Genomic DNA, 24,148 nt, shown 5'->3' with positions numbered 1-24,148 from the left:
GCCTTATCGCACCTCAGCCAAAAATGGAAAGGCAGAAACCCGATGAAATCAGCCGATATTGATTTTCCTCGGCTTCGGGATTATGAAACGCCTCAGTGGTGATTTGCCGACCGGCTTGCAGCCACTTTAAAGAAGTCGCTAAAGGGTCGAGGAAAAAGGCAATTTCCTGGGACCGGCTGCGATTTCGCTGCCGGTTTTTTTGTTTTCGCAACGTTCTTTACGTCATCCGAAAAGAGAGTTCGACATGCCGATCAAGATTCCCGATACGCTTCCCGCTTACGAAACCCTCGTTCATGAGGGCGTGCGGGTCATGACCGAAACGGCGGCCATCCGGCAGGATATCCGCCCGCTCCAGATCGGGCTTCTCAATCTCATGCCGAACAAGATCAAGACGGAAGTACAGATGGCGCGCCTCGTCGGTGCATCGCCGCTGCAGGTGGAATTTTCGCTGATCCGCATCGGCGGACATCGTGCCAAGAACACGCCGGAAGAACACCTTCTCTCCTTCTACGAGACCTGGGAGGAAGTGCGCCACCGCAAGTTCGACGGCTTCATCATCACCGGCGCGCCTATCGAGATGCTGGACTATGAAGACGTCACCTACTGGGAGGAGATGCAAAAGATTTTCGACTGGACGCAGACCAACGTCCATTCGACGCTGAACGTCTGCTGGGGCGCGATGGCCGCCATCTACCATTTTCATGGCGTGCCGAAATACGAGTTGAAGGAAAAGGCTTTCGGGGTCTATCGCCACCGTAATCTCTGCCCCTCTTCCATCTACCTGAACGGTTTTTCGGACGATTTTCAGGTTCCTGTCTCGCGCTGGACGGAAGTGCGCCGCGCCGACATCGAAAAACACCCCGAGCTGGAAATCCTGATGGAATCCGAGGAAATGGGCGTGTGTCTGGCGCATGAGAAAAAGGGCAACCGGCTCTATATGTTCAACCATGTCGAATATGATTCGACCTCACTTTCGGATGAATATTTCCGCGACGTGAACGCCGGTGTTCCAATCAAGCTGCCGCATGATTATTTTCCACATAATGACCCGGAACTGGCGCCACTCAACCGCTGGCGCAGCCATGCCCATTTGTTTTTCGGTAACTGGATCAACGAGATATACCAGACGACACCCTATGATCCTCAAGCCATCGGTGAACTGGCCGCTTAAATTGCGGGATTGCGAATTGCCGGAAAATGACGCAACGTCCGCCCGGCAATTCACGAAAATCGGGAGAATGATGGAATGAGCGATGCGGCGGCACGGGAGAATTTCGGTTTCACGGCGACCGGAGAAAAGGTCGAGCGCGTCACCATCTCGAAAGGCGGGCTGACGGCCAAAGTCATCACCTGGGGCGCGGTCATTCAGGATCTGCGCCTTGAGGGCCACCAGTCGCCGCTCGTTCTCGGCTTCGATAAATTCGAGGACTACAAATACTCCTCCTATTTCGGCGCCACGCCCGGCCGCAATGCCAACCGCATCGGTGACGGCAGGTTCTCGATCGACGGACACGAATATCAGCTGGAACTGAACGAAAAAGGCGTCACCCACCTACACGGCGGCAGCGACGGCATGGGCAAACGCAACTGGATGCTGATGGAACATGGCGAAAGCCATGCGGTCCTGCAGATCATCGATCCCGACGGCCGCGCCGGTTACCCCGGCAATTGCACGGTTACCGCCACCTATACCATCCTCGACGGCGGCGTGCTTTCGGTGGTCTATGAAACGGTGACCGACAAACCGACCATCGCCAATGTCTGCCAGCACTCCTATTTCAATCTCGACGGCGCAGATACCGCCCTTGGACATGAGATCAGCATCGCCGCTGACTTTTACCTGCCGACCAACGACAGACAGATACCGACAGGCGAAATTCGTTCTGTCGAAGGCACCGTCTTCGATTTGCGCCAGCCGACGCCGATGCGGCGGGAAGAGGATGGCGAGCAGGTTCTATACGACCATAATTTCTGCCTTTCGCCCGAGCGCCGGGCAAAACGCAAGGTCGCCCGCGCCTATTCGCCGGCCTCCGGTATCGCCCTTGAGGTTCATACCACCGAGCCCGGCGTGCAGCTCTACTCGGCCTTCAAGCTGGACGTTCCGGTCCCCGGCCTCGATGGCCGCCACTATGGCCCGTTCGCCGGTTTTTGTCTGGAAACGCAGATATGGCCGGACGCCGTCAATCACCCCGATTTCCCATACGCGATCCTGCGTCCCGGCGAGACCCTGCGTCAGGAAACCGACTACATTTTTAGAAAAGGCTGAAGCCGCAGGCAGATATCAGTCAAGCACGCAGCCGACATAGCCGCCGGAGGCGCGTGCACGCCGTTCGATAAGACCAGCGAGACGTTGGAGACCGCGCCCCGGCTTGCTGGCGACACGGTCAATGGGATTGGGCAGGGAAACGGCAAGCAGCGCCGCCTGACGGGAACTGAGTTTTGCAGCCGGCACCTTGAAATGGTGCTGCGCGGCGGCCTCGATGCCGTAAATGCCCGGTCCCCATTCGGCAACGTTGAGATAAATTTCCATCATACGCTTCTTGGACCAGATGAAATCCGCCGCGACCGCCAGCGGCAACTCCAGCCCCTTGCGTAAGAACGAGCGGCCGTTCCATAAAAACAGGTTCTTGGCCGTCTGCATCGGAATGGTGCTGGCGCCACGGGTGGAGGCCCCCTCCAGCGCATTGCTGACGACCGATTGCATCTGGTTCCAGTCGACGCCGCCATGGAAACAGAATTGCCCGTCCTCGGACATCATCACGGATTGCACAAGGCGCGGAGAAATATCCTCGAGCGGCACCCAGCGGCGGTCATAGCCCTGCAGGGTCACCAGATCGGCAAGCATCAGCGTCGAGACAGGCCGGAAGAACGGCAGCGCATAAACCGGGATCAACAGATAAGGCAGGATCAGCAATGCCAGCAAGGTCATGACGATACGCTTTGCCAACGTGCGAAAATCCACCTTCGGACTGCTCCGGTCTTCCGCCAGCACGGCGTAATCTGCGTCGCTTTCAGGCGTACTGCTCAATATTCGTCAAAGCCCCGCACCAATCGAAGCCTTTCATATTCCATTGCCGCCTTCAAGGCGAGTCCGGTCAAGCAGTTGCAGCTGCGAATCACGAAAAGGTTTGCCTGCATTCGTGCAGCATGCCAAAGAGCGCGGCATGGACGCTCAGATGACGAATTTCGAAACGAGGCTGCGCGATAACGCGGCAAAGACCGAATCCCTGCTTGCCCGCCTGCTGTCCGCAGAGGAACGCGTGGACGAGATCACGCGTCCGCAAAACCTGCTCGACGCCATGCGCCATGGTGTGCTGAACGGCGGCAAACGCCTGCGGCCCTTCCTCGTCATCGAAAGCACGGCCCTCACCGGCGGAGACGCCGAAGCAGCTCTTTATGTCGGTGCCGCGCTGGAATGCCTGCATTGTTACTCTCTGGTCCATGACGATCTGCCGGCCATGGACGACGACGATCTGCGCCGTGGCCAACCAACAGTGCACCGCAAATTCGATGAGGCGACCGCGATTCTTGCAGGCGACAGCCTGCTGACACTGGCCTTCGATATTATCGCTTCGGACGAAAATCCCCTCGAAGCCGAGCGCAAGGCAGCACTCGTGCTGGCGCTTGCCCGTGCGGCGGGCATTGGTGGTATGGCAGGCGGGCAGGCGCTCGATCTTGCAGCGGAAAAGAAGACGCCGGATGAGACAGGCATTGTTACATTGCAGGCTATGAAAACCGGCGCTCTGCTGCGTTTCGCCTGCGAGGCGGGAGCGATCATCGCCGGCAGCGATGTTTCCGAACGGCAAAAATTGCGTCTCTTCGGCGAAAAGATCGGCCTCGCCTTCCAGCTTGCCGACGATCTTCTGGATCTGACGGCAGACGCCGCCACCATGGGCAAGGCGACCGGCAAGGATGCCGCACGCGGCAAGGGAACGCTGGTCGCGTTGCGCGGTGAAGACTGGGCGCGCGGCAAGCTTCAGGAACAGGTGACCGAAGCCAGCGAACTTCTGGAGCCCTATGGCGAAAAGGCCGCGATTCTCATCGCGGCCGCAAGATTTATCGCAGAACGGAAAAGCTGAGCCGGTTTCCCGGCTCATCGTTTTTCAGCCTGATCAGCCCTTGAGCGGCGAAATCAACACTTCGACACGACGGTTCTGTGCGCGGCCATCAGATGAGGCATTCGAGGCAATCGGCTGCGAGGCACCGAAGCCGAGCGTCGAGATACGGCGCTGGTCGACGCCGCGTGCGCCGAGATAGTTTGCAACAGACGCCGCACGACGCTCCGAAAGCGCCTGATTGTGCTGCTGGCTGCCGGTGGAATCGGTATGGCCGTTGATGTCGATCAGCGTGCGGTTGAACTTGTTCAGCACGATGCCGACGGAATCGAGCGTCTGGTAGAACGGCGGAATAACCTGATCCTGATCCGTCGCGAAGGTGATATTCGACGGCATGTTGAGAACGATGCTGTCGCCACGGCGGCTGACGGAAACGCCGGTTCCCTGAAGCTGGGCGCGAAGCTCGGACTCCTGGCCATCCATATAGTTGCCGATGGCGCCACCGGCGAGCGCACCAACGCCGGCGCCGATGAGCGCGGCGTTGCGGCGACCGACCGGCGAGCCGCCGACAGCCAGACCACCGAGAGCGCCGACGACAGCGCCGATGCCAGCACCGCCGGCCGTGTTCGACATCTTCTGCTCACCCGTATAGGGATCGGTCGTGGTGCAGGCGGAAAGATAGGTCCCGCAAAGGGCAACGATCGCGATTTTTTTGATCATGTGTTTTGGTGCTCCGAAAGGTTCAGGCGGTATGACAGTGGAATTCCGGCATTTTCACGGTAGTTTTTACTCCGCCGCATCTTTCCGGCCAAAACGCTTTTCGATGTAATCGATCACAAGCGCTTCAAAATCGGCGGCGATGTTGGGACCACGCAGGGTAAGCGCCTTCTCTCCATCGATGAAGATCGGTGCGGCTGGGCTTTCGCCGGTACCGGGCAGCGAAATGCCGATATCGGCATGTTTGCTTTCGCCGGGGCCATTAACGATGCAGCCCATGACGGCGACATTGAGCGCCTCGACGCCGGGATATTTTTCCCGCCAGAGCGGCATGTTCTTGCGAATGTCGTTCTGGATGTTCTGCGCAAGTTCCTGGAAGACGGTGGACGTGGTGCGCCCACAGCCAGGACATGCCGCAACGACCGGAATGAACTGGCGAAAACCCATGACCTGCAGCAATTCCTGCGCCACCTGCACCTCACGGGTGCGGTCTCCGTTCGGCTCCGGTGTCAGCGACACACGGATCGTGTCGCCGATGCCGTGCTGCAGCACGTAACCCATGGCGGCAGACGATGCGACGATGCCCTTGGAACCCATGCCGGCCTCGGTAAGACCAAGATGCAAAGCGTGGTCGGACCGTTCCGACAGCATCGAATAAACCGCAATCAGGTCCTGCACTTGGCTGACTTTCGCCGAAAGAATGATGCGGTTGCGTGGCAGGCCGATTTCTTCGGCAAGCTCGGCGGAAATCAGCGCCGACTGGACGATGGCTTCGCGGGTGACCTGACGGGCGGAGAGCGGGAACCCCTCCTCCTTGTTCTTGTCCATCAGCGTCGTCAGCAGTTCCTGATCGAGCGACCCCCAGTTGACGCCGATGCGAACCGGCTTGTCATAACGGATCGCCATTTCGACGATCTCGCCGAACTGCTTGTCCTTCTTGTCCTTGAAGCCGACATTGCCGGGATTGATGCGGTATTTCGCCAGCGCCTCGGCACAGGCCGGATGATCGGCCAGAAGCTTGTGGCCGATATAATGGAAATCGCCGATCAGCGGCACGTCCATGCCAAGACGCAGCAGTCGCTCGCGGATTTTCGGCACGGCGGCAGCGCTCTCGTCGCGGTCGACGGTGATGCGCACCATTTCCGAACCGGCCTGGAAGAGTGCCGCCACCTGCTGCACGGTGGCATCGATATCGGCCGTGTCGGTATTCGTCATCGATTGCACGACGACAGGCGCGCCGCCGCCCACTATGACGCCGCCCACGTCGACGGCGACGGATGCGCGGCGGGGCTTTGGATCGTAATCGGCGTGTGACGTCATGGCGGTCTCTGGAGCTTGCGGCAAGGTCTGGTAATTGAGGTGAAACAAGGGGGCCTGCTTGTCAACACCCAACGCATAAGAGCTTCTACTTTACCGCAATCATGGCAAAATTCGAGACGCCTATTCCTTGCCCGCACCATCCGCATGCCGGGCGAGCCGCGAAAGCAGCAAAACCACCACATGCAGCAACGGCAAAGCGACAAAGACGCTGGCAAGGCCGGTATGTTCGGCAATGAAGCCGATGGCCGAGGGCGCCACCAAAATGCCGGAATAGCCCATGGTAGTGACGACCGACAGGCCGATGCCGGGCGCCAGTCCGGGCATATTGCCTGCCGCCGAAAAGGCGATCGGCACCATGTTGGAAATACCGATGCCGGCAATGGCGAAACCGATAATCACGACGGTAGAATTTCCCGCAAGACCGGAAATCAGAAGACCCGCAATCGACATGACGGAGCAGAATCGCAGCGTATTGACCGCGCCGAACCGGTCGCGCACCAGATCGCCGGCAAAACGCATGGCCGCCATGGTCATGGAAAAGGCAGCGAAGGCGAAACCGGACTGCGAGACGGAAGCGCCGAGTTCGTTGCGCAGATAAAGAGCACCCCAATCGAGGATCGCACCTTCCGGAATCATAGAAAACAGAGCCATCAGGCCGATAATCCACGGCAGGGGCGTCAGCGGCAGGCCGCCTTTCGGGCGCTCCTCCTCGGCATGCGGGCGATCCGCAAGAACGCGCGGCCACGCAATAACCAGCAATACCAGCGCGATGACCGTCAGCGCGATCGCATGCCCCTGCACGCCGATCGCCGTGATGAGATAACCGCCGAGACCGGCGCCGATCAGGCCGCCGAGGCTCCAGAAGGCATGGCACGACGACATTATGGCGCGGCGCATGTCACGCTCTACCGCCACCGCATTGGCGTTCATGGCAACATCCATCGCCCCCGTCAGTCCGCCGAACAGGAAAACTGCGATCACTCCCGCCCAGATCGTGCCGGCCCAGGAGATGAAAAGCAGTGTCGGCAAAAAGATCGCCGCCGTCACGAGGCTAACCGTGCGCGAGCCGAACCGGGCGATCTGGGAGCCGGCGATGGGCATGAAAACCAGCGAACCGATGCCGAAAACCAGAATGATCAGGCCGAGCGCACTTTCACTGAGGGATAAGCGCGCCGCAAATTCCGGGATCTTGGGAGCCCACGATCCCATCATGAAACCGTTCATCAAAAACAGCAGGGACACGCCAAGCCTGTGCCGCGTCAGATAGGACGAGCGCGTGCCTGTCGGCGAAAATGTCGTGGGGCCGTTCATCGGTAATATCCTTCAGACTTGACCGTGGGAAAATTGAGCAGCGTCATCTTCGCCGCACTGAACATGCACGCCTTTTGCCGACAGCGCTTCGACCAATGCACGGTCGGCATCCTGTTCCAGCACCAGGAAAAGGGGCGGCGAAAAATCATGCACGTGAAAGGCCGCCTTATGGCCCAGCTTTTCCGTGGTAATGGCGGCAACGATCCGCTGGCTGGCGCTGCATGCAAGCCGCTTGAACACCGCATCCTCGAAAACATCCGCCGACAGGCCAGTATCGGCGGCGACGCCGCAAACACCGAGAATACAGAGATCAGGCCGCATCAATTCGAGTTGCCGTAACGCCATGGCGTCGATTGCCGCGCCGACAGCCGGATCGACCTTGCCGCCGATCAGCACCAGATCGATATCGGCCCGCCCCGTCAGTTCTGCGGCGATGGCAGGCGTATTCGTCACCACAGTCAATCTGAGACCGACAGGGATCGCCCTTGCAATGGCAAGATTGGTGGAGCCGGCATCGATGAAGACGACCATGCCCGGCTCCAGCAGCGGAACGGCCGCGCGCGCCAGGGAGGCCTTGCGGTCGGCATCCTCGGTAATCCGCGTCTTCAGTGGCACCGTTTTGCTGCCGGAAAGCAACGCCCCGCCATAAACCCGCAGGCATTCCCCACGCGCCGCCATTTCCCGCAGATCCCGGCGGACAGTGTCTTCAGAAACTCCGAAGTTCTGCGCGAGATCCTGCGCGAGTACCCGGCCGCTCTGCCGCAATTGCGCAAGGATGAGCGCTTGCCGCTCGCTGACAAAATGGTCGTTCATCGTGGTCCATGCATAAACATGAATAAACGTGCACGAACATGCATACGTGAGTTTTAGGAAAGGCACAACAAAAAAAGCCCGCCAAGGGCGGGCATTGTCGAGGGTGATAGACGGTCGTCATCAATGGCAACGCCCGCCAAAAAGGCGGGCGTCTGAACTCGTATCCGAAGATCCAGTACGCCTTTTTATTCGGCGTAGGCGATCAGCAGGTCCTTCGCGTCGATCTGGTCACCGGGTTTGACCAGCACTTCGGAAACCTTGCCATCGCGCTCCGCATGAAGCGCGGTTTCCATCTTCATGGCCTCGATGGACAAGAGCACGTCACCGGCCTTGACCTCCTGGCCCTGATTGATGAAGACGCGGGAGATGACGCCCGGCATCGGCGCGCCGATGTGCGTACCGTTGCCAAGTTCCGCCTTGCGACGCACGGCGGAACCGGAGGCGCCATGGGCGCGATCCGGCACCTTGATGCGGCGCGGCTGACCGTTGATCTCGAAAAACACCGTCACCATGCCCTTATCGTCAGTGCCGGATGAGGCCTGATTGACGATGACCAGCGTCTTGCCGCGTTCGATATCGGCAAACAGCTCCTCGCCATCCTCCATGCCGTAGAAATAGGCATGGGTGGGCAGGACTGAGACCGGACCATAGGTCTCGGCGGTGAGCGCGAAATCGGTGAACACCTTCGGATACATCAGATAGGACGCGAATTCGAAGTCGTTCACGGAGCGCTCGAGCTTGGTTTCGATCGCCTTTCTTTCCGCACCGAGATCGGCATCCGGCAGCAACGAGCCGGGACGCACGGTGTAGGGCGCTTCGCCCTTCAGCGCTTTTTTCTGCAGGGCTTCGGGCCAGCCGCCGGGCGACTGTCCAAGATCGCCCTTCAACATCGAAACCACCGAGTCCGGGAAAGACACTTCACGATCAGGGTTTTCGACATCGGCAACGGTCAGATCCTGGCTGACCATCATCAGCGCCATGTCGCCGACGACCTTGGAGGACGGCGTAACCTTGACGATATCGCCGAACATCCGGTTGGCATCGGCATAGGCCTGCGCCACCTCGTGCCAGCGGCTCTCTAGACCGAGCGAGCGGGCCTGTTCCTTGAGGTTGGTGAACTGACCGCCGGGCATTTCATGCAGATAGACTTCCGAAGCCGGTCCCTTGAGATCGCTTTCGAAGGCCGCATACTGATTGCGCGCCGCCTCCCAGTAGAAGGAGATGCGACGGATCCATTCGGTATTGAGACCGGTATCGCGTTCCGATCCGGCCAGCGCCTCGACGATGGAGCCGAGGCACGGCTGGGACGTGTTGCCCGAAAGCGCGTCCATCGCAGCATCCACGGCATCCACGCCCGCATCGACGGCGGCAAGCACGGTCGCAGCCGCGATGCCGGATGTGTCATGGTTGTGGAAATGGATCGGCAGGCTGGTCGCCTCCCGCAGCGCCTTGAACAGCACCTTGGCGGCGGCAGGCTTCAAAAGCCCCGCCATGTCCTTGACGGCGATGATATTGGCGCCTGCACGTTCCAGCTCGGCGGCGAGGTTGGTGTAATATTTCAGATCGTATTTTGGACGGGCCGAATTGAGGATATCGCCCGTGTAGCAGATGGCCGCTTCGCAGAGCTTGTTCTCCTCCGCGATCGCATCCATCGAGACCCGCATATTCTCCACCCAGTTGAGGCAGTCGAACACACGGAACAGGTCGATGCCGCCCCTTGCGGCCTGACGGACGAAATATTTCACGACATTGTCGGGATAGTTCTTGTAGCCGACACCGTTTGCACCACGCAGCAGCATTTGCAGAAGCAGGTTCGGCGCGCCTTCACGGATCTGCGCTAAGCGCTCCCACGGGTCTTCCGTCAGGAAGCGCATGGACACGTCGAAGGTAGCGCCACCCCAGCATTCCAACGAAAGAAGCTGCGGCAATGCCTTGGCGTAAACGCTCGCCACCCCGGCAATGTCGTGGGTGCGCATGCGCGTGGCCAGCAGCGACTGATGGCCGTCGCGCATCGTCGTATCAGTCACCAGCACCCGCTTTTCGTTGCGCATCCAGTCGGAAAAGCCCTTCGGCCCCAGCCTGTCGAGCAATTGCTTGGTACCATCAGGCGTCGGCGCGTCGATATAAGGAACCACCGGCTTTGCGGCATTTGCCGGCGGCTTCACGCGGCCTTTGGTCTCCGGGTGGCCGTTCACCGTCACATCGGCGAGATAGGTGAGCAGCTTTGTGGCCCGGTCCTGCCGTTTGACCTGCGCGAACAATTCCGGCGTCGAATCGATGAAGCGGGTCGTGTAGGTGTTGTTGCGGAAACTCGAATGCCCGATGATGGCTTCGAGGAAGGTCAGGTTGGTCGCAACGCCGCGGATACGGAACTCGCGTAGCGCACGGTCCATGCGGGCAATCGCCTCGTCCGGCTGCGGCGCCCAAGCGGTCACCTTGACGAGCAGCGGATCGTAATACCGGGTGATGATCGCTCCCGAATAGGACGTGCCGCCATCGAGACGAATACCGAAACCGGAAGCCGAGCGGTAAGCCGTTATCCGGCCGTAGTCGGGAATGAAGTTGTGTTCCGGGTCTTCCGTGGTGATGCGGCACTGCAGCGCATGGCCGTTGAGGCGGATATCCTCTTGGCGCGGCACACCGGATTCCGCCGTGCCGATGGCAGCCCCTTCCAGAATATGGATTTGCGCCTTGACGATATCGATGCCGGTCACGACCTCGGTGACGGTATGCTCCACCTGAATGCGTGGATTGACCTCGATGAAGTAGAATTTGCCGGTATCGACATCCATCAGATATTCGACCGTGCCGGCACCGATGTAATTGGTCGCAGCTGCGATCTTCAGGGAATAGGCTGCCAGCTCCTGACGCTGCGCTTCACTCAGATAGGGTGCCGGCGCGCGCTCGACTACCTTTTGATTGCGGCGCTGGATCGAACAATCGCGCTCGAACAGATGCACGACATTGCCGTGTGTATCACCAAGAACCTGGCTCTCGACGTGGCGGGCGCGCTCGAGCAGCTTTTCGAGATAGACCTCGTCCTTGCCGAAAGCGGCCTTCGCCTCGCGCTTGGCCTCTGTCACCTCACGCGCCAGATCCTCCTTTTTGCGGATGGCGCGCATGCCGCGACCGCCGCCGCCCCAGGAGGCCTTCAGCATCACCGGATAACCGATCTCTTCCGCCATGCGCTCGACCTGCGCCATATCGTCCGGCAGCGGATCGGTCGCCGGCACCACCGGAACATTGACCGAGATCGCCAGATTGCGGGCGGCGACCTTGTTGCCGAGCTGGCGCATCGTATCGGCCGTCGGTCCGATGAAAGTGATGCCCGCCTTGTTGCAGGCCTCTACGAATTCAGGGCTCTCGGACAAGAGGCCATAGCCGGGATGGATCGCGTCTGCTCCCGAAAGCCTGGCCACCCGGATAACCTCCTCGATCGAAAGATAACTCTCGATCGGTCCCATATCCTTGGCGAGATGCGGACCCCTGCCGACCTGATAACTTTCGTCCGCCTTGAAGCGGTGCAAAGACAGCTTGTCCTCTTCCGCCCAAATCGCGACGGTTTTTATTCCCAGCTCATTGGCTGCCCGGAACACTCGGATCGCTATTTCGGAGCGGTTGGCAACAAGTATTTTCGATATTTTCAAGACGGTCTCCCCACACGCCAAACACAATTTCTGCTGCACTGCGGAATTAAGCAGTAAAACCCGGCCTTGGGAAGGGCAATTCCGGCGGGAACTGTCCTGTTTGCGCTAGCTCAGCAAGCCATTGCGAAAGGCGAGCGCAACGGTATGCTGGCGGTTCTTGGCGCTGAACCGCCGCTGGATTCCATTGATGTACCAATCGACCGTGTGGGTGGGGATCGATAGCTGGCGTCCAATTTCCGTCGAGGTCATGCCATCAGCCATCAACGTCAGAACCTCCATCTCCCGCCTTGTNAAACCCGGCCTTGGGAAGGGCAATTCCGGCGGGAACTGTCCTGTTTGCGCTAGCTCAGCAAGCCATTGCGAAAGGCGAGCGCAACGGTATGCTGGCGGTTCTTGGCGCTGAACCGCCGCTGGATTCCATTGATGTACCAATCGACCGTGTGGTTGGAGATCGATAGCTGGCGTCCAATTTCCGTCGAGGTCATGCCATCAGCCATCAACGTCAGAACCTCCATCTCCCGCCTTGTAAGCTCCAGGGCGGAAACATTCGGCACATTGCTGAGATTATGGGTTTGACCCGAGAGATCGAGCAGGCGCCAGAACACCGCGCGCGTCGCTGCATCGAGCAGCTCGACCTGCAACGAGGGCAATTGCCGATCCTGACCGCCGATGAAAACCGCGCCGATAAATCCCGCACGTCCATGCACGGGAAAGGCATAACCGCCCTGAAGACCGTAACGGCCGGCATCGTGAAAAAAGACGTTCGCCCTTTTCCGGTGCATCGCGCGAGGCAGACCCTCGAGCGCCTCTTTCCACCGAAACGGCTTGTGCACCATGCCGATCACCTTGCGGACGGGATCGACGAGATTGTATTTTTTGGCCCTGTAGACCTCGATCCAGCCTTCCGGGAGATGTTGTGCGAGAATCTGGCCGGTGGAGGCAAGCTCCCCGGTCATCCGCCGGCTGACGAGGAAATATTCAAAACCGTATTCGCGAATGAGCGCTGCAAATTCGGAGCGAACACGGTCGGCATTTCCCGCCTGGTAGCACGCAGAGATGAAGTGAAGAATATCATGCATAAAGACATATGCCCGGAGCTTGGCTTGAAAGGGATGACATGAAGGACGTGGTCCCGCGAGGACGTCATGTTACCCGGGCGCCGGTCGGTTCAGACTGAACATATCGTCGTTAGCAATCCCTGAAACGAACATGCAAAATCTTGTGACGGCAGGCCCGGAAAACATCGGGTTCGGTTTTTTCTCGGTTCGCACGCGCGCTCGATTTGTTAAGCCGCCATTCAGACAGAAAGAGCGATAATTACACAAATTTCGCCGTCTCATGCAACCTTGCTAAAAAACCATTGCATTGAGACCGAACAATCAACCGTTCGAAAAGACGCTGGACTGGATTGAAAATTTGACCTTGTTTCAGGTTTACACACGCGCTCTGCGCTATCTGACCGTACATAAGTGGCGGGTGGTGGTCGTTGTCATCGCCAACGTCATTCTTGCGGCGATCACCATTGCCGAACCCGTGCTGTTCGGACGGATCATCGACGCCATCTCTTCCGGCTCCGATGTCACCTCCATCCTCATCCTGTGGGCGGGTTTCGGCGTCTTCAACACCGTGGCTTATGTCGCGGTCGCCCGCGAGGCTGACCGGCTGGCGCATGGCCGCCGCGCTTCGCTGTTGACGGAAGCCTTCGGGCGGATCATCTCGATGCCGCTGTCCTGGCACCATCTGCGCGGCACCTCGAACGCGCTGCACACGCTGCTGCGCGCCAGCGAGACGTTGTTCGGCCTGTGGCTGGAATTCATGCGCACCCATCTGGCCACCTTCGTGGCGCTCACGCTGCTTGTCCCGACGGCGATGTCCATGGACCTGCGCCTCAGCTTCGTTCTGATCGGCCTCGGCATCATCTACTGGTTTATCGGCAAGTGGGTCATGAGCCGCACCAAGGACGGCCAGGCCTCTGTCGAGGAGCACTATCACAGCGTTTTTGCGCATGTCAGCGATTCCATCAGCAACGTATCGGTCCTGCACAGCTACAACCGCATCGAAGCTGAAACGAAAGCGTTGAAATCCTTCACCGAAAAGCTGCTGAGCGCCCAATACCCGGTGCTCGACTGGTGGGCTTTCGCGAGCGCCTTGAACCGCACGGCCTCCACCGTTTCGATGATGATCATCCTTGTCATCGGCACCGTGCTGGTGAAGAGCGGCCAATTGCGCGTCGGCGACGTCATCGCCTTCATCGGTTTCGCCAATCTTCTCATCGGCAGGCTCGACCAGATGCGTCAGTTCGTGACCCAGATTTTCGAAGCCCGCGCCAAGCTCGAAGACTTCTTCGTGCTGGAGGATTCCGTCAAGGAACGGGAAGAACCCGGCGACGCCCGCGAATTGTCCAATGTTTCCGGCACCGTGGAGTTCCGCAACATCAATTTCGGTTTCGCCAATACCAAGCAGGGCGTTCACGACGTCTCGTTCACGGCCAAAGCCGGCGAGACCATTGCGATCGTCGGGCCGACGGGTGCGGGCAAGACCACGCTCATCAACCTCCTGCAACGCGTCTACGACCCGGATTCCGGCCAGATTCTGATAGACGGCACCGATATTTCGACCGTGACGAAGAACTCGCTCCGCAACTCCATCGCCACGGTGTTCCAGGATGCCGGCCTGCTGAACCGCTCCATCCGCGAAAACATCCGCCTCGGCCGTGAATCGGCCACGGATGCGGAAGTGGTGGAGGCAGCGGCAGCGGCGGCGGCAACGGATTTCATCGACAGCCGTATCACCGGCTACCTGACACAGGTGGGCGAACGCGGCAATCGCCTCTCCGGCGGCGAACGCCAGCGCATCGCCATTGCGCGCGCTATCCTGAAGAACGCCCCCATTCTGGTCCTCGACGAGGCAACCAGCGCGCTGGACGTGGAAACGGAAGCACGCGTGAAGGCCGCCGTGGATGCGCTCAGAATGAACCGCACCACCTTCATCATCGCCCACCGTCTTTCCACGGTTCGCGACGCCGATCTCGTGCTGTTCCTCGATCAGGGCCGTATCATCGAAAAGGGGACGTTCGATGAGCTTAGCCAGCGTGGCGGACGCTTCACCTCGCTGCTGCGCACCAGCGGTCTGCTGACGGATGATGAAGGCCAGCCCCGGCCAAAGGCCATTGCCTCCTGAGGCTCTTATCTTTCGGAATGCGAAAGGGGCGAACAGCATGCTGTTCGCCCTTTTTCTTTGTCCGCTTCCTGAGATTTTACGACGCGCCATGCACAGGTCACGTCAATAGAGCAGGCATCGCCTGTAACTCCGTGCTGGCCCACGATATTCGGCCATCCAGCGACCGAATATCGCCCTGTGAAATCCCTCTGCCAAAACATCGCTTCGAAAGAAGCCTGCTTGTCGTCATAGAGGCCGCACCTAGTGCGAGATCCTTGCTTGGGGACTAAAGGCCAGCGGAGACAACAGAGGCCAAAAGTACCCACGCCAAAACAGCGCCGTACATAAACACACCCCATAAAAAAATCAGGCCCCTGCGTCACCGCGGAGGCCTGATACGAATCAAGTAGAAGCTTGCCCACTCAGTCGAAAGGGATCACCCGATTTTTGGGCGACAGGGGCTTGCCGTCGACGGACACGGAGACCTCCGCCGTGCCGGCCTTGCGGCTGACGACGATGTCCTTTGCTTTTCCGTCGAGCGTGATCTTGACCGAGAAACCGCTCCAGTCCTCCGGCAGCGAAGGCGCAATATGAAGCTTGCCGTCGGTTCGGGTGATACCGAGAATGCCCTCGATCGCGGCGCGATAGAGCCAACCGGCGGAACCCGTATACCAGCTCCAGCCGCCACGGCCCGCATAGGCGCCCTCACCGTAAACATCCGCAGTCACCACATAGGGTTCGACCCTATAGGTTTCGGACGATGACGCATCAAGCGCATGATTGACCGGGTTGAGCAGCTTGAAGCAGTTCCAGGCCTCTTGGGCGCGGCCCTGCCGTGCAAGGGCAAGAACCACCCAGGTCGCCGCATGGGTATATTGTCCACCGTTTTCGCGCACACCCGGCGGATATCCCTTGATATAGCCCGGATCGTGCGGAGCGCTCGAGAAGGGTGGAGTGAACAGACGGATGATGCCGGTCTTTTCGTCGACCAGATGCTCCATCACGGCGTCCATCGCCTGCCGTGACCGGCCTTCTTCGCCTTCGCCGGAAAGTACGCTCCAGCTCTGGCCAAGTGAATCGATCCGGCATTCCTCGCTGGTGGCAGAACCAAGCGGCGTGCCGTCATCGAAGTAACCACGACGGTAGTAACTGCCGTCCCAACCCGCCGTTTCGAGAGCATTACGCAGCTTTTCCCGATGCGCCGCCCATTTGCCGACACGGTCGGTATCGCCACGCTTCTCGGCGATCTCGACGAAATCACGCAAGGCTCCGGCCAGGAACCAGCCGAGCCAGACGCTGGTGCCCTTGCCGCCGACGCCGACGCGGTTCATGCCGTCGTTCCAGTCACCGCCAAGGATCAGCGGCAGACCGTTTTCGCCGGTGCGATGGATGGCGAGATCGAGCGCCAGCGCCGCATGTTCGTAAAGACTTGCGGACCTCTCGCTTGTCTCCGGCTGGAAGAAGGCATCGTGTTGTCCCGGCATCAAAGCCGGACCCTTTATGAAGGGGATGCTTTCATCGAGGACGGCGGTATCGCCCGTGGCCGAGACATATTGGTTGATCGCATAGGCGAGCCAGACCACGTCGTCCGAGATCGTCGTGCGGACGCCAGCACCTGTCAACGGCAGCCACCAGTGTTGCACGTCGCCTTCCGCAAACTGGCGGCCTGCCGCACGCAGGATCTGGCTGCGGGCGAGATCCGGCTGGTAGAGCAGGAAGGCCAGCGTATCCTGAAGCTGGTCGCGGAAGCCGAAGGCGCCACTCGACTGATAAAAGGCCGTGCGGGCCAGGATGCGGCACGCCAGCGCCTGATAGGGCAGCCAGTTATTGACCATGTGGTTGAAGCCGGCATCGGGCGTGGAAACCTGCAACTGGCCGGTAAAGCCGGTCCAGAATGCCTTGCTGCCCTCCAGCACCGACTGGAAATCCGTCTTGCGGACCTCCCCAACCAGCGTGGCCGCCGCCTCCGCATTGTCGGCATCGCCGAGAATGAAGGTCATATGCCGCTCTTCGCCGGGCTTCAGATGGATTTCCTGCATCAGCGCAGCACAGGGATCGCCGTCGACCTCGGTACTGCCGCTGAGCGCGGCGCCGGACACAATGCCCTGCGGGGCCTGCGCCGAGCCGAAGCGGCCGATGAATTCCCGCCGGCTGGTCGTGAAGCCGCTTACCTCGCTGTCGAGCGTCAGGAAGGCGGTGCGGGGGCTATAGTCGATGCTATAGGGGTTCGAAGCGAAAATCGCATTGCTGTCGGCATAGTGCCTGCTCAGAATGAACGGTGCGGATTTCTGGCCGTTATTGCCAAGCACCCATTCAACATAGGCATAGACCTTCAGGCGGCGACTTTTCGAACCCTTGTTGCGGACGATGAGCTGCGAGAACTTCACCGGCTTTTCACGATCGACCGTCTGCGTCACCTCGATTTCCAGCGTGTCCGCCACCCCGGTCAGAACGGAGTAACCGAGACCATGACGGGCTTCGAAGAGGGCTTCCGGATCGCGCGACAATGCGGCGAGTGGCGTATAGAGCTTTCCTGTTTCCACGTCAGCGACGTAGAAAGCCTCGCCCGGCCGGTTGATGACCGGATCGTTGCTCCAGGGTGTCAGCTGATAATCGCGCGAATTGCGACTCCAGGAGAAACCCGCACCTTCTGCCGACACATGGAAACCGAAACTCTCGTTCGAGATGACGTTGATCCACGGATGTGGCGTGGATTGCCCGCCATGCAGGCGCACGACATATTCCTGTCCGCTTTTGGCGAAACCGCCAAAACCGTTCCAGAAATCGAGATCGCCCGCATCCTCGACAGGCTCCGCGACAGGGAAGGCCGGCACAGGCAGACGGGCCAGCGCAGCCTCGACCGTACCGTCGGGACCGCGATGCGCCGCAAAAAGCGATACTGCGCGGTTGATCTGGTCGACGATCTTGCCGTTGCGCACGTGCAGCACGACGCGGGACGCCGCCAGAAGCGCGCTCCAGGTCTCTTCATCCATCAGGTCACGGCGCACCGAGAACACATGTGGCCGGCCGCCATCGGCTGGATTGATGCGGCGCTGCGCCTCCGAAATGTGATCCAGCGCATGCTGCATGTCCTGCGCGTAGGATGCTGCCCGTTCGTTGACGATGACAAGATCGAATATGACCCCGCGCGAGCGCAGATATTCATGCGCGCTGAGCGCTTCGCGGGCGATATCCATATCCATATCGTCGTTGATGCGCAGGCTGAAGATCGGGAAATCGCCCGAAATGGCAAGCGGCCACAGCGCCCGCTGCGAAGCGAGACCTGTTTTCAGGGTTTCCGAATCCGCACGCAGATGCATGTCCGGATAGGTCAGATAACGGCCGAGATGCTGGAAGGCCGCAGCCTGTTGCGACGTGACGCCGACATGGCGCATCTGCACCTGCGTGCGCGTCCAGGCATGCACGAGTTCATGGGCGAATGCATCCGGATGGCGATAACGATCGATCGCCTTGTCGACCTCTTCGCGGCTCGGCGCGGCAATCGTCCAGAAGATCACGCTCACCTTCTTGCCCGCCGGCACGCGCACGGTGCGGCGCAAAGACAGGATCGGATCAAGCGTGAAGCCGTCGGTGCTCGAAAGCGTAGCACCGGCATCGAATGCCGCCGCTTCACCGATCGACCGGCCGCGACCGATAAACTTGGCGCGATCGGTCTCGAATTCCGTCGGACGCGACGGGCCGGCATTATCGGCGGCAAGATGCGCGATGATGGTGCCGGGTTCGTTCGGGCTGCGGCGATTGCGCCAGGCGCGGATGACATCACCGCGGCGGCCGATCTCCGTCTGCACGAACATGCGCGAGAACAGCGGATGGGCGTTGTCGTCGTCTTCCGACGCAATGACCGGCTCCATATAGGAGGTCACTTCGATGTAGCGATCCTCGGAACCGACATTGAGCAGCGTGACGCGACGGCCTTCGGCATCGTGCTCGGTGGCGACGATGCATTCGACCACGCTCTGCAGATCGCCGGTCGTTTTGTGGAATTCGGCCTTGTCGTCAGTGAAGATCGTCTTGGTCTTTTCGCCTTCGATGACACGTGGCTCGGCCGTGGCGCTCCACCATTGTCCATTGGTGGTGTCGCGCAGGAAGATGAAGGTTCCCCAGCGATCCTCGGTCGGATCCGCCTTCCAGCGGGAAATCGCCTGGCCGTTCCACTTCGAATAACCTGCACCCGTTGAGGTCAGCATCGTCGAATAATGGCCGTTCGAGAGGAACACCACTTCGCGGTCGCGCGCGGCCGGGTCGGCGATGGAGCGCACTTCCGCACGTAACAGGTCGGCCTGTTCCTTGCCGGGAGTTTCCGGCTCGTATTTGGCGCTCATGACAGGCACTTCGCGCGGCGCCTTTTCCTGAAGCAGCAACTCGGCAGCCTCGATCACGGGATCGGAATGGAAAAGTTCGCGCAGCACGCCGTCGAAGGCGACGTTGGCGACGGCCGCAATCGACATGCCGTGGTGGTGGGCATAATAATTGTAGACCACCGCACAGACCTTGCCGTCAGGCACACGCGTCGGCGTGAAATCCACCGCATCGTGGAAACCGTACTGACCGAGCGCGCCAAGCTTGCGCAGCTTGTCGAGGTTCTCCAGCGCGCCATCCGGATCGTACTGGCTGGCGAGGATCGACGCATAGGGCGCGATTACCGCATTCTGGCCAAGGCCGCGCTTGAGACCGAGCGTCGGCACGCCGAAGTTGGTGTACTGATAGTTCATGTTGTGATCGCGGGCGTTGAACGCAGCTTCGGAAATGCCCCATGGCGTGCCGAGACGGCGGCCGTGGTTCATCTGTTCCTTGACGATCAGATTGTTGGTCTGGTTGAGAATGCCGCCCTGACGCTCCTGCATGACAAGCGGCGGCATCAGATATTCGAACATCGAACCCGACCAGGAGACCAGCGCGCCCTGTGCGCCGATCGGCACGACCTGACGGCCGAGACGGTACCAGTGCTCGGTCGGCAGATCGCCCTTGGCGATGGCGAACAGACTGGTCAGACGGCATTCGGAAGCCAGAAGGTCGTAGCAGGCCTCGTCCAGCTCCTTGCTTTCAACACGGTAACCGATCGACAGAAGACGGCGGTCCTTGCGGTAAAGGAACGTGAAGTCCATCGAGAAGGCAAGGTTGCGGCTGCGGTCGCGTAGCGACGCCAGACGCTGGCGCAGCGGCTCCATGTTGGTGAGGTCGATGGCGCTGTCGGAAATATGCGCCTCGCAGCATTCCACCAGCAATTGCGCCCAGCGGGTCACTTCCGCGCTCTGCTCGGACTGCACCTCGTGATCGACGTTGGTGGCGAGTTTCTGGATGTCGCGGGCAAGCACTGCGAGATTGATGACGCGGATCGATGCGAATTCATGCTCGCGCTTGACGGACGCCAGGGCATTCGAAAAACCGATGATACGCTCTTCGAGCCGGCGATGCAGCGGCCGCAGGTTCTTGCGGTCGTCGGGCAATTCTTTCAGCGTTTCCTGCAAAATGCCGGCGAGATCGCCGATACCGTCCAGATTGCCCTGAAGATGCGCCGACGGCGCCTCCGCCCACTGGCGGCAGGCAGACGAGACCGCAATCAGATGACCGGCGAGATTGCCGCTGTCCACCGCCGAAACGTAGCGGGGACCGAGCGTCTGCAAGGTGTCGGTATGATACCAGTTGTAGAGATGGCCGCGATGCTTCTCCATCTTCTCGACGGTCTCGATCGTGTTTTCGATCCGCTCCAGCGTATCGGCAAAGCTGATCCAGCCGAACTGGCGCGCCGAAATGACGGAGAGCAGGTAGACGCCGATATTGGTCGGCGACGTGCGCGAGGCGACGATCGGCTCCGGCGTTTCCTGGAAGTTGTCCGGCGGCAGGTGGTTTTCCTGCGGCGTCACGAAGGCTTCGTAATAACGCCATGTGCGGCGCGCGATCTTGCGAAGCTCGAAGGAGACGTGTTCCGAAACGAACAAGCGGTCTTCGGTTTCCGCAGACTGGCTGACATACCAGGCGACGGCAGGAGACAGGACCCAGAGCAGTGTGAAGGGAATGCCGATCAGGAAGGCATTGTCGCCGGGCAACGCCGCAAACAGAAGGCCGAGCATCGCCACGACGGGCGCATGCCACATCTGACGGTAATAGTCGATGATGCTGCCCTGCGCGCTCGACTGGATGCTGGCGGCGGTGCGCCATTCCAGCATCAGCTTGCGGCTGACGAGCAGACGGTAAAGCGAACGGACAATCGCATCCGTCATCATGCAGGCGGCATCGGCAATGAAGACGATGCGCAGCGCCACCTGCGCATTGGTGGCGCGGATTTCCGACCAGATGGTATGGAAATGCGCCTGCGGCACGATGTCGGTGGAGCGCGGCACGAGGCCGGAGAGCAGGGAAAGCGTGGGCGCGACGAACAGCGAGAAGATCAGCAGGATCTGCCAGATCAGCGCGCCGAGCGGATCCATGAAATACCAGCCGAGGATCGAGGCGAAGAACCAGGCGATCGGCGTCAGCGAACGGCGCAGATTGTCGACCATCTTCCAGCGGCCGATGGCGGTAACGCCCCGGACACGATCGAGAATATAGGGCAGCAGCTGCCAGTCGCCACGCGCCCAGCGATGCTGGCGCGAGACTTCCACCTCGTAACGGGTCGGAAAATCCTCCACCAACTCCACGTCGGTCACCAGCGCGCAGCGCGCGAAGGAACCTTCGAGAAGGTCGTGGCTAAGAACGGAATTCTCCTCGATCCGGCCCTTTAGAGCCGCCTCGAAGGCATCCACGTCATAAAGGCCCTTGCCGGTGAATGTGCCTTCGGACGTCAGGTCCTGATAAACGTCGGAAACCGTGAAGACGTAAGGATCGATACCGCGATTGATCGAGAAGACACGCTGGAAGACGGATGCGTCCTTGCCTGTCGTGAGCGACGGCGTCACACGCGGCTGCAGCAGCCCGTAGCCTTCCACGACCCGGCCGGATTGCGGATCGATTACCGGACGGTTGATCGGGTGATGCATCTTGCCGACGAGCTTGGTCACCGCATCGCGCATCAGGCGCGTATCGGCATCCAGCGTCATGACGTATTTAACATCAGCCGGCACGATGTTTGCGCCGCCGAGGAATGTCGTGTCCTTGTCGCCGCGCAGCAGCATGTTCAGTTCATGCAGCTTGCCGCGCTTGCGCTCCCAGCCCATCCAGCAGGTTTCGGCGGAATTATATATGCGGCGGCGATGCAGCAGGTAAAAACGCGTCTTGCCGTCAAAGGCATAACGGCTGTTCAGTGCCGCAAGCTCACGCTTTGCGTATTCGAGAATCTCCAGGTCGTCGCCGGACTGCTCATGCTGCGCATCGCGCCAGTCGCTGACCAGCGCAAAGTAAATCTCGCCATGCGGATTGGCGAGATAATGCACCTCGATATTGCGCATCATCTCGTCGACGCTGTCGCGGCTCGTCAGCATGCACGGCACGGCGACCAGCGTGCGGGCATCCTGCGGAATGCCGTTCTTGAACTCGTACCCGACCAGCCGGAACGGCTTCACAAAGAAGGTGACGAGCGTGTTGAAGAGGCCCGTTGCGCCTTCCGAGGCGGGCAATGCGAACATCAGCAGGAATGCGGCCACCACGTACCAGGGCATGCCCGCTTCCGCCAGGAACCAGCCGACCGCAAGCATGACGAGCGCAGTGATGAGAAACACCGGCGCGGCAATTGCGAGCCAGTTGAACTTGCGCATCGACCGAACGATATGTTGCGATGCAAGCGGCCGATAACCGAGCGCCTTTTCAAGCTCGAACCGGCGCTGACCGACGAGCACGGAGCCGACATTGACCCGGTGGTTTTCAACCGCCTCGACGGGCTCGACAGAGCGCGCCATTTCAACGGCGGCACGCGCGACCTCTACCTCGGTCTTGGGAGAACGGCGCGCCAGAAGCTCGATCGTGTTGCGGTAGGTGTTGCGGGAACCGAAATCAAGGATCTCGTAGTCGGTTTCAGCGCGCAGGACCTTGTCGATATGGCTGACTTCTTCGAACCAGACCGACCATTCGGTATCGTCGATCTCCCGCAGGCTCTTGACGATGTTGCCCATCGTCACATTGCCGGATGCCAGGCGATTATGTTCCGACATCATGACGTTTTCGGCGTCGGTTCCCGCAGCATGCAGGCGCTCTTCGAGCCAGGCTACCGCAAAACCCGATGTCTGGGAGCCGTTTCTCAGGCGATAGAGGAACTGCGTCGCGAAAGTCGGATCGTCGACCAGCGTATCAACCTGCTTGAGAAGCGCTGCCGAGGCTTCCGCATCGTTGAGCCGGATGATCTCGTCGACGACTTCGTTCGCCTTCTGGCGCATGCGGCGCGAGCGCTCCACACGAATGGAAATGCGGCGAAGATTTTCAATGAGGACGAAACGGATGATGGAGGGCAACGCCCACAATTCGCCGATCTGCAGCGTCTTCGAGGTCTGGTAGCCATCCACCAGCGCCGTCATGTTCTCGCGCGAAACCGTGCTGTGCGTGTGTGCGACATAAAGCCAGCCAAGCGCCATCACCCGCGGGATCGTCACGCCGCCCACCGTCATCGTCGGAAGCTGGCGATAGAACTTGCGCGGAAAATCGCGGCGGACTTCCTGGATCGCCTCTTCGATGACGTAGTGGTTGTCGAGCAGCCATTCCGCAGCCGGCGTTATCGTCGCGCCATTTTCCGCGTCGACGGCCGTCGTGCGGTAGACCCGCAGGATTTCCTTCTCGTTCTCGCGATGGCGCTCGAAGAAATCGAACTCCATGAAGCCGGGAAGATTGTCGGCACCGTCGCGGGAAAGCGCGGCGCCGGCATCATGCAGTTCCTCGACCGTCATATAGGACGCGCGGATCGAATCGTTGTGATCGATCTGCTTCGTCTCGGAATCACGGGCGGCGGCGGTCGGGGTGATATGAAATGACATCGGGCTCGTATTCTGAACTTTAGGGAAACTTGTTCGACTTGACCGGCATCTCGTCCGTGGCGGGAACACGCACGAAATCAGGCCACGCTATATTTACGACTTATCCTGAACCTTGGGTGAACCGGACAGGACGCCTAGCAAAGCGGATCGTCAAACGATGAATATCCGCAAGCACGGCATTTTGTTGCGCAATCCGCCCGATATCCTT

At 60.0% G+C, this 24,148-nt stretch carries 13 protein-coding genes and 1 riboswitch; of the genes, 4 read left to right on the top strand and 9 right to left on the bottom strand.

Features of this window, described 5'->3' with window-relative positions:
- Positions 1–85 precede the first annotated feature (85 nt).
- A riboswitch (SAM riboswitch) is annotated at positions 86–162 on the top strand.
- Between the two features lie 82 nt (positions 163–244).
- Both metA and RS75_RS09120 read left to right on the top strand, forming a co-directional pair.
- The gene (gene metA / locus RS75_RS09125; RefSeq protein ID WP_045019479.1) at positions 245–1,171 is read left to right on the top strand and encodes a homoserine O-acetyltransferase MetA; all 927 of its coding nucleotides are present in this window, start codon (positions 245–247) and stop codon (positions 1,169–1,171) included.
- 75 nt (positions 1,172–1,246) lie between these two features.
- The gene (locus tag RS75_RS09120; RefSeq protein ID WP_045019477.1) at positions 1,247–2,266 is read left to right on the top strand and encodes an aldose epimerase family protein; all 1,020 of its coding nucleotides are present in this window, start codon (positions 1,247–1,249) and stop codon (positions 2,264–2,266) included.
- 15 nt (positions 2,267–2,281) lie between these two features.
- On the opposite strand, the gene mtgA is transcribed toward RS75_RS09120, so the two are convergent.
- Positions 2,282–2,929: a monofunctional biosynthetic peptidoglycan transglycosylase gene (mtgA, locus tag RS75_RS09115; RefSeq protein WP_234704239.1), complete on the bottom strand. Its 648-nt coding sequence runs from the start codon at positions 2,927–2,929 to the stop codon at positions 2,282–2,284.
- Positions 2,930–3,164: 235 nt separating this feature from the next.
- On the opposite strand from mtgA, the gene RS75_RS09110 reads away from it, so the two are divergent.
- The gene (locus RS75_RS09110) at positions 3,165–4,079 is read left to right on the top strand and encodes a polyprenyl synthetase family protein (protein WP_045019850.1); all 915 of its coding nucleotides are present in this window, start codon (positions 3,165–3,167) and stop codon (positions 4,077–4,079) included.
- Between the two features lie 33 nt (positions 4,080–4,112).
- On the opposite strand, the gene RS75_RS09105 is transcribed toward RS75_RS09110, so the two are convergent.
- The 7 genes from RS75_RS09105 to RS75_RS09080 all read right to left on the bottom strand — a co-directional run bounded on the left by RS75_RS09105 (position 4,113) and on the right by RS75_RS09080 (position 12,942).
- Positions 4,113–4,775 carry an OmpA family protein gene (locus RS75_RS09105; protein WP_045019475.1) on the bottom strand — a complete coding sequence of 221 codons (663 nt, stop codon included), beginning with the start codon at positions 4,773–4,775 and terminating at the stop codon, positions 4,113–4,115.
- A 66-nt stretch (positions 4,776–4,841) separates the two neighbouring features.
- Positions 4,842–6,092, bottom strand: a complete 1,251-nt coding sequence (gene ispG / locus RS75_RS09100) for a flavodoxin-dependent (E)-4-hydroxy-3-methylbut-2-enyl-diphosphate synthase (protein ID WP_045019473.1) — start codon at positions 6,090–6,092, stop codon at positions 4,842–4,844.
- A gap of 120 nt (positions 6,093–6,212) precedes the next feature.
- Positions 6,213–7,403 carry an MFS transporter gene (locus RS75_RS09095; protein ID WP_045019471.1) on the bottom strand — a complete coding sequence of 397 codons (1,191 nt, stop codon included), beginning with the start codon at positions 7,401–7,403 and terminating at the stop codon, positions 6,213–6,215.
- 12 nt (positions 7,404–7,415) lie between these two features.
- Positions 7,416–8,216, bottom strand: a complete 801-nt coding sequence (locus tag RS75_RS09090) for a DeoR/GlpR family DNA-binding transcription regulator (protein WP_045019469.1) — start codon at positions 8,214–8,216, stop codon at positions 7,416–7,418.
- Positions 8,217–8,401: 185 nt separating this feature from the next.
- Positions 8,402–11,863: a pyruvate carboxylase gene (gene pyc, locus RS75_RS09085; RefSeq protein WP_045019467.1), complete on the bottom strand. Its 3,462-nt coding sequence runs from the start codon at positions 11,861–11,863 to the stop codon at positions 8,402–8,404.
- A 105-nt stretch (positions 11,864–11,968) separates the two neighbouring features.
- Positions 11,969–12,142 carry a response regulator transcription factor gene (locus RS75_RS25550; protein WP_084686666.1) on the bottom strand — a complete coding sequence of 58 codons (174 nt, stop codon included), beginning with the start codon at positions 12,140–12,142 and terminating at the stop codon, positions 11,969–11,971.
- Positions 12,143–12,204: 62 nt separating this feature from the next.
- Positions 12,205–12,942: a LuxR family transcriptional regulator gene (locus RS75_RS09080; protein WP_045019465.1), complete on the bottom strand. Its 738-nt coding sequence runs from the start codon at positions 12,940–12,942 to the stop codon at positions 12,205–12,207.
- A 337-nt stretch (positions 12,943–13,279) separates the two neighbouring features.
- Here RS75_RS09080 and RS75_RS09075 point away from each other — a divergent pair, with 337 nt between their 5' ends.
- The gene (locus tag RS75_RS09075) at positions 13,280–15,043 is read left to right on the top strand and encodes a glucan ABC transporter ATP-binding protein/ permease (protein WP_084686734.1); all 1,764 of its coding nucleotides are present in this window, start codon (positions 13,280–13,282) and stop codon (positions 15,041–15,043) included.
- Between the two features lie 401 nt (positions 15,044–15,444).
- Here the strand turns inward: RS75_RS09075 and RS75_RS09070 are convergent, their stop codons facing one another.
- Positions 15,445–23,940 (bottom strand): GH36-type glycosyl hydrolase domain-containing protein, encoded by an 8,496-nt coding sequence (locus RS75_RS09070; RefSeq protein ID WP_045019463.1) that lies wholly within the window; start codon positions 23,938–23,940, stop codon positions 15,445–15,447.
- Between the last annotated feature and the right edge of the window lie 208 nt (positions 23,941–24,148).

Origin of the sequence: Rhizobium nepotum 39/7 (assembly GCF_000949865.1) — a bacterium.
Classification (GTDB): Bacteria; Pseudomonadota; Alphaproteobacteria; order Rhizobiales; family Rhizobiaceae; genus Agrobacterium; species Agrobacterium nepotum.
Note: the sequence above shows the minus strand (reverse complement) of the source record. Positions and strands in the feature narration are given on the sequence as shown.